This window comes from Bacillus sp. 05T22 (assembly GCF_056396765.1).
The window spans coordinates 1-8,586 of record NZ_JBFTMC010000148.1; the positions used below are offsets into that span (position 1 = coordinate 1).

General features: G+C 38.0%; 6 protein-coding genes. All 6 read right to left on the reverse strand.

Going from position 1 to position 8,586, the window contains the following annotated elements; genetic code table 11:
• On the reverse strand, positions 1 to 1,680 hold a 1,680-nt coding region (locus AC1DIT_RS25665), incomplete at its 3' end, for a condensation domain-containing protein (RefSeq protein ID WP_476998499.1).
• A 14-nt stretch (positions 1,681 to 1,694) separates the two neighbouring features.
• Complete coding sequence (locus AC1DIT_RS25670; RefSeq protein ID WP_016114818.1) at positions 1,695 to 2,615, reverse strand: isochorismatase; 921 nt, start codon at positions 2,613 to 2,615, stop codon at positions 1,695 to 1,697.
• 46 nt (positions 2,616 to 2,661) lie between these two features.
• On the reverse strand, positions 2,662 to 4,278 hold the full coding sequence (locus AC1DIT_RS25675; protein ID WP_016132805.1) for a (2,3-dihydroxybenzoyl)adenylate synthase: 1,617 nt from the start codon (positions 4,276 to 4,278) through the stop codon (positions 2,662 to 2,664).
• 18 nt (positions 4,279 to 4,296) lie between these two features.
• Positions 4,297 to 5,514, reverse strand: coding sequence for an isochorismate synthase DhbC (gene dhbC / locus AC1DIT_RS25680; RefSeq protein WP_016132804.1), 1,218 nt, complete (start codon positions 5,512 to 5,514; stop codon positions 4,297 to 4,299).
• Between the two features lie 24 nt (positions 5,515 to 5,538).
• Complete coding sequence (locus AC1DIT_RS25685) at positions 5,539 to 6,324, reverse strand: 2,3-dihydro-2,3-dihydroxybenzoate dehydrogenase (protein ID WP_016132803.1); 786 nt, start codon at positions 6,322 to 6,324, stop codon at positions 5,539 to 5,541.
• A 730-nt stretch (positions 6,325 to 7,054) separates the two neighbouring features.
• The coding region (locus AC1DIT_RS25690; protein ID WP_476998500.1) for an SbcC/MukB-like Walker B domain-containing protein at positions 7,055 to 8,586 on the reverse strand (1,532 nt) is incomplete at its 5' end.

An 8,586-nucleotide genomic window follows, 5' to 3' on the forward strand; every position in this document is an offset into this window, starting at 1 on the left:
GATACAAGCAGGCTGAGCATCGCTTAATATATACGTAATTCGATCCTCTGGATATTCTGGGTCAATTGGTAAATATGCTGCTCCCATCTTAAGAACTGCTAACATCCCGATAACCATTTCTACAGATCTTGGAAATGCTAACGCTACAAATTGTTTAGATTGAACGCCCCGTTCTAACAAGAAATGAGCAAGTTGATTTGCCTGTTCATTTAATTCTTTATAAGTAAGTTCTAGTCCATCACATACGACAGCAATAGCATCAGGAGATTTACTTACTTGTTTTTCAATGAGAGCAGGTACACTTACGAATGAACTTTCTTTCATAGTTTGATTCCATTCGGCTAAAACTAGCTTGCGTTCCTCATGAAGTAAGAGCTCTAGATTTCCAATCGGTGAATTTACTTGAAGATTCGAGACTTCTTCCAGAAAATTCATAAATCTCTTCTTGTGAGTTAGTAGCTCTTCTAAGTTATACACCTCAGGATTTGCGTCAAAATGAATCCTTAAGCCGTTTTCACCAAACTCGTTTGACACATTTATTGAAAGATCATCAACCGGTCCTGCCGAAAGATTATGTTTAACCCCATGATTTCCTGCAAAACTCAAGGCATAGTCAAATGGCATCACATTAGTCATTGGACCAAATAACCTTTGATTTTCTCCCAATAATTTAAGATCTCGGCGTAATTCTTCATGACGATACTTATGATGAAAACGTATATCAAGAACCTCATTAGAAACCTGCCCGACAATCTCAGCAAAACTCATATTAGAGCCTATAGACAAGCGAAGCGGGACTACATTCATGACCATACCAGGGATATTGATCGATGCTGATCCTAAACGCCCCATCATCGGTAAACCTAAAATTACATCCTCTGCACTTGTTAACTTGTGTATATAGATAGCAGTTGCAGCAATGATAAGATCCGGCCAATTCGCATTACAATCATGTGCAACCTTCCGCAAAGATTCTGTACTTAAACGAGACAAATGTGCTGGTTGGCGTAGAAATGTCTTCGATGTTCTAGGAGCACGTTCCGCTAAACTTACTACTTCTGGTTGATCTTGGAACCGTTCTAACCAAAAGCTACGATCTTTCTCAAATTGCTCCGATGCACGATACGCAGCATCCTCCTCTAAAATGGTATATAAAGAACCAAATGATCTCTCATCATACGATTGATTATTCATGAATGCCGTATATACTCTTGCTACTCTTTGCGCAAGTAAAGAAAATCCGTATCCATCCATCACAATGTGATGGATGYGCTGATACCAGAAGAAACGATTGGAAGCGACTTTAAAAAGCGCCTCCGTATACAGCTTGTCCTTTTTCAGATTCACTGGCGTAGATAAATCCACTTTCATCCACGCTTCAGCGGCTTTTTGGGGATTTTCTTCAGTACTAACATCAATAATATGCATATGAAATTCAGGTGAATCATCGATAACTTGCCATGGCCCTTTCTCATCTTCTTCAAAGTGAACATGTAAAGATTCAGCTTCCATTACAACTTTACGCACAGCTAATTCAAATGTTTTCACATCAACTGAACCATGTATTTCTATGTATTCACCCGTATTATAAATTGGATTTTTCGGATCAAGTTGCTGCGCAAACCACATACCCGTTTGCGCACCTGACAATGAATGACGAACCTTTTGACAATGAGACATTCGTATTTACCCCTTTATCTATCTGTATTTGATAGCACCTTTTCCTCTTGGGAGGACACCAAATTAAACCAGTCATAAATTGTTGGACGCTCAGCCAAATCTGCGAATGTAACTTCTACACCTATTTGGCGCCATTTCTCTACTAAACTCATAATTCTAACTGAGTCAAGCCCCCTATTTAATAAATCTTCGTTATCTCCAATATCTGCTGGTGATTCACGAAGCAATTCAGCAACTTGTTCACGTACCGATTGTAATGTGAATCCTGTATTTTCTTCTGCTGCAGACGTTTCTTTTAAACTTTGTAAATCTTTTAATAATAAATTCGTTATTATAGTTACTGCACATCGCTCAGATGCGTACTGCAAAGCTTGTTTATGATGTTCTTGTGAAAAATCAGCAACCGCATCAGCGACGAAGAATGGTTGTATCCCATCCATAAATGCTTCGCATGCCGTTAAAAGACATCCAATATGTGCATAAACCCCACAAATAATAAGCTGATCACGCCCTTGTTCATGTAAAATCTCTAGAAGATTTGTTTTCTTAAAAGCACTATATCTCCATTTTGTAAGGAAAATATCATTCTCATCAGGAGTGAGCTCATCTACAATTTTCTTCTTGTGAGGCCCATCAGGAATACCCGCCCCCCAAAAATCTTGCAATAATCCTCTTTGCTCTGGCGTTTGTCCACCTGGTTGTGCAGTATAAACGACAGGAACACCAATTTCCTTACATGTTTTTCTGATAGATTGAATATTTGAAATCAGTTCTACTCTTGGTGATTCCTCTGCATGATATGCATCAAGAAAATACTCTTGCATGTCATGAATAAGAAGAACAGCACGTTTCGGATCTGGCTTCCACGTTACTTTATTATTTGGTAAATCTGACTCTAATGGCATTGGGTATACTGAGATAGCTGGAATAGCCATCTAATCACTTCCTTTCGAATTGTTAAGAATATTTATTTGTCATTTATTACTTTATGGTAGATTTAAGTTTTTCAGCAATTGCCTTCCGTAATTCTTTCTTACTCACTTTTCCGACACCAGTCTGTGGAAACGAGTCTATAAATTCAATTCGATCTGGAATTTTATATGCCGCAATTCCTCGATCTCTTAAAAACATTTTCAAATGCCCTACAGTCGGTGTTTCCCCGCGAGCTATAACGAAAGCACAAGTACGTTCACCTAAATAATCGTCTGGCATAGATACTATTGCAACATCGTGTACCGCTGCATGAGCTAACAGATGATTTTCAACTTCTTCAGCCGCAACTTTCTCTCCACCACGATTAATCTGATCCTTATCGCGTCCTTCAACCACTAAATAACCTTGCTCATTTATTTTGACAAGATCGCCCGTGCGGTAAAAACCATCCGAAGTAAAGGATTTAGCGTTATGTTCTTCAGCTTTATAGTATCCACGGATTGTATATGGTCCACGAGTTAATAAACTCCCCACTTGACCTGTCTCTACGTCATTATCATATTCATCAACTACACGAACTTCATCAAACTCTGACATTGGTCTTCCTTGCGTATGAATAATGATATCTTCTGCATCATCAAGTCTCGTATAATTCACTAACCCTTCGGCCATACCAAAAACTTGTTGCAATGTACAACCGAATGCCGGGCGTATACGCTTGGCCACTTCCGCGCTAAACTTTGCACCGCCTACCTGTAAAACTTGCAGACTAGATAGATCATTATTGCGTGAAGCTATTGCGTCAAGCCATACCATTGCAAGGGGGGGCACAAGTGCTGTAATTGTGACACGTTCCTTCTCAATAAGAGAGAACGCTTCATCTGGACTTCCCCCAGAAGCTAGAACAATCCGCCCTCCGGCATATAACGTCCCAAGAGTCCCCGGCGAACTAAGCGGATAGTTATGCGCAACCGGAAGTACAGCAAGATACACACTCTGTTGATCCAATTTACAAATTTCAGCACTTACTCGTAAACTATAAATATAGTCATCATGTGTTCTTGGAATTAATTTAGACAATCCCGTTGTCCCGCCTGATAGTTGCAAGAAAGCTACATCGCTAGATTTCACTTCTGGCAGATTGACCGGATTCATATGAAGATCACGAATTCCTACAAATTCCTCCGCCTCTCCTACAACGATTACATGTTGCAGCGTTGGAACTTTTTCTTTTATTTCTCTTGCAAGTTTTCGATAGTCGAATCCAAACTGTTTATCAGAAATAATATAAGCAGTCGCTTCAGCAAATTCACAAAAATAGCTTATTTCACTACTTCGGTGTGACGGCAAAGCAAAGACTGGAACTGCACCAATGCGAAAAAGCGCAAAGCAGACTTCGAAAAACTCCGTAATATTTGGTAAATGAAGAACCACTCGATCCGTTTGTTTAATTCCTAAATTTAGAAATCCTGCAGCTAATTGATCTACTCTTTTGTCCAGTTCACTATAGCTTAAGTGTTTTTCGCCACTTGTCACTGCAATCTGGTCACCATGTTTCATCGCACGTTCTCGCAGCATCTCTCCAAAGGTCTCTCCGCGCCAGCACCCCTCTTCTTTATATCGATCTGCAAATTCCTTTGGCCACTCCTGGCATCCTGTTAACATCATTTATCCCCCTAACTTCTATTTCAAAGATTCATCATTTAATCCCATAGCCCGAAGCATTGTACGAAACTTAGCTGATGTTTCAGCTAGCTCATCTTCAGGTTTTGACTCCGCAACAATACCAGCTCCTGCGAATAAACGAAGGGAATTCTCTTCAACTTCCGCACAACGAATCGTAACAATCCATTCACCGTCACCATTCAGATCACTCCAACCAAGCATTCCCGTGAAAAATTCTCGATCAAACGGTTCAATTTCGTTAATAGCCTCTCGAGCTTTTTCTGTCGGAGTTCCACAAACTGCTGGTGTAGGATGAAGCGCAAGTGCTAATTCTAATGCAGACACTGATGCGTCTAGTAATTCTCCTTTTACTTCAGTAGATAAATGCCACATTTCTTCACTATTTATTAATGATGGTTTTTTGGGAACATGCAATGTACGACAGTACGGACGAAGCGCCGCAGCTACCGCTTCAACAACAACAGCATGTTCATGTAAATCTTTAGCTGAAGAAAGCAACTCATCTGCTCGTCTCTTATCTTCTTCAGGGTCTTTACTTCGAGGTCTAGAGCCTGCAAGCGGATTAGAAATGACCTGCATTCCACTCCGTGAGACAAGTAACTCTGGACTCGCTCCTATGAGTGTATGACTACGCTTTGGTGAAGCCTCACAATTCCCTATTTCTTCACTCTTCGGTAAATCTACCGCAAACGTATACCCCTGTTTATTGTGCTGCGCTAAATCACAAAGCAGTTTTTGAATGTCAACCTTTTCTGGAGATTTCAAATCCAACGATCTAGATAGAACGATTTTCTTTATGTGACCGCTCTTTATTTTAGCTACTCCTTGCTCTACACCACGCATATATTCTGAAGGTGACGGAATAGGATTCATTTCATATGTAAGTGCAGGTGATTGCTGGATTCGATCTGTAAAATCAAATTGCAGACGATCTGCTAGCCTGCTCTCCTGAGGTACAACGAGCTGTACCGCTTTTCTACGATCAAAAGGAAGCGCTCCTACAACAATGGGATTATGGTGCCCAGCTTGCTTCGCATTATTTAGTACAGCATGAACCAGCTCAGGAAAATTTTCTACCTGACTATGTTTCACCGTTGCAAATGTTCCTTCGGCAAGTATTGTACGGTACGGTGAAGCAAAAAAGAATGAAGATCCAGCTTTATAGTCATCTAGTAATTTTGTGGCTAACTCCTTTAAAGCAGTTGTATGATTCATTATTTTAAACCTCCTATATTTAATTTAGATTCCTAAAGTAGCGCCGCCATCAATGCACAGATTATGCATCGTAATATGGCTTGCTTTATCTGACGCTAAAAATAGAACTGCTTCAGCAATCTCTGAAGGCGTTGCTATTTTTTTTAATGGAATTCCTAATCTATATGTATCTTGTGAGCCTGCAATAATTTTTTCAGCCCCATTTTCATCTATCCAAAGTAATCGCTGCATCTCTGTCTCAGTTGAACCAGGAGAAACTAAATTACAGCGAATATTATATTCCGCAAGCTCAAGACCAAGACATTTTGTAAACATCGTTGCAGCAGCTTTCGATGCTACATACGCAGCCATTTCCATTCTAGGTACACTGGCAGCATTTGACCCTACAGTTACAATCGCACCAGATTTACGTGATCTCATACGTTTACTTACTGATCTAGATACATAAAACACCCCTGTAGTATTTACAGAAAAAGTCTTGTCCCAATCTTCATCACTTAAAGAGTGAATTGCATTCATCTTCAAAACACCAGCAACATTAACTAAAATATCAATTTGCCCCATTGTATCCTCAATCTGATTTACTGTATTTTCCACTGCGGAACTATCACTCACATCTAAAGCGAATACTTTCAAAGAGCTGCCTCTTGTTGCATGATAATCTGAAAGCTTATTGAGTTCTAAAATATTCTTATCAACCGCTGCAACTTTTGCCCCTCTTTCCGCAAGCATGTTCGCTACAGTCTCTCCAATTCCTTGTGCTGCACCAGTAACTAATGCAATCTTCCCATCAAATTCCCCGAAATCCATATTCTCAATTCCTTTCCTTACAACGAATCGATCTAGTTTATCTTGTATATTCTCAATTGCAGATTAATAAAGTTAACCTAATTAATCTGTGCAAAGAAAATATTTAAACAAACATCACCAACTAATAACGATATTGATAATCATTATCATTATATTTACGAAAATCATACACATATTAAACTTATCAGTCAAGTGCAATTTAATCTTAATTTCAGTCACAATAAACTAGGTAATACTCACTTAGTATTAATTGATAATGATTTTCATTTTCTTTTGTACACCGAAATGATAATGTTTCTCAACAGTCTTGTCAATCTTTTTTTATTTTTCAGATAAAATATTTTATTATGTCCCCATACTTATCTGCATAAAAATCTCTGCTTTTATTGTAAATATAGACTTTTTTCATCCTATTTTCTGTGAAAATAATAGATTTAAAAAATTAAATTGAAACTTTCAAATTTCCTAATTAATAATCATTAATTACATAAAAATTTTTATTTTATAATAAAAACCATCATATTGAACATTTAATTTCTCAATAAATTTCTGAAAAAATTTTATTAAGAAATTTATTTAAAAATAACTATTTACATCTTTTTCTCTAAACAACGCTTCCTTCAAACATAAATCATACCGATATAACTATATGAAAAAAGGACATATGCCCACTATTAAGCATACGTCCTCTCATAATTAAAATTTACTATTAACCTTTTTATTAGTTTTATTATTTCACCACAAACCGAGTCTCACTACAACCATTCTTCTGCTTCGTTACCTCTAAAACTGCTGGCATTGCGTTTTTCAACTCTTGAACGTGTGAAATAACGCCAATAAATCGTCCTGATTTTTGTAAATCAATCAATGCATCGATCGCTTTTGTTAATGACTCTTCATCTAGCGAGCCAAATCCTTCATCGATAAACATGGTTTCGATAGAAATACCGCCTTCATATGCCTGGATCACATCTGCCATACCAAGTGCTAGACAAAGCGATGCATTAAATTTTTCCCCGCCAGACAATGTTTTTACGTCACGTGTTTGACCTGTATATGCGTCATATACATCTAATCCTAGTCCACTTTGACGATTTCGTTTTTCAACTCTTTCACTTCGTTTTAAATAGAACTGGCCGTTTGATAGTTTACGAAGTCTTTCGTTAGCAATTTGAACAATTTGTTCTAAATACTCAATTAAAATGTAACGTTCAAACGAAATACGACTTTCGTTATCCCCTTTCATGACTTCATATAAATCAACAAGTTCTTGGAAAGCTTTTTCTTCTTCATGAATTTGTTCATCAATTCGTCTAATGTTTTCATGCAAATCGGTAATGTATGCAACTGCACTTTGGGCACGTTGGCGCTTTTCTTTTGTAATATCAAGCTGAATTCCTAACTCTTTCATTTGTTCTTCTAGAGCTGTAATGTCCGTCCATTCTTTCCCGCTTAATTCATTTACTAGTTCCTCAATTTGTTTAGCCAATACTTCTAAGGATGAATAGTACTCTTGAATTTGCTCATGCAAATGCTTCATTTCTACATCTGTTAATTTTGCTTCTTTATAAGCTTGTTGGTCGATAAATCCACCTTGTTCAAGCTCTGTCGTAAAGCGAAGTAAAGTCTCTTCTTGCTTTTCTTTTGCATGACTTACTTGCTTTAGAGCACCATCATACTCAGCTTGTATGCGTATATTTTCATTTTGCCAATGTTGATAAGCTTCTTGTACTTTCTTCCACTCCTCTTCCATAAAGCGAAGTGTGCTAACAGCTTGATCAAATTGTTTTTTCCAAGCTTCTAACGTTTGTAAGTCCTCATGGGTTTTTTGCTGATCATGTTCATAGGACGTACGAAGTTGCATGCACTCCATTTCAGTACGGTGCTGCATCACCTCAGCTTCGCGTTTTTGCTTCTGTAATTCTTCTACTTTTTCTTCTAATCCTTTTACACTTAACGCTAGCTGTTTACGTTTTTCTTCACTTTCCTTTAATGTGTTTACCTCAGCTGCTAGTTGTTTTCCGTTTTGCACTAGCGTACGGTATGTTTCAACTAACTCTTCTGAACGGTATCCTCGTTTTACGACTTCATCTATTACTTGCTCATATTGTAATCTGTAGAAATTCCATTTCTCTTCTACTTGAACATGTAATTTTTCAGCAACTGTTTTCTTTTCGCGCAGTTCATTTAGCTGTTTTTCATCAATGGAATCTCCACGTTCTGTAGCTTTCTTTGGATGATCTATGCTACCACATACAGGAC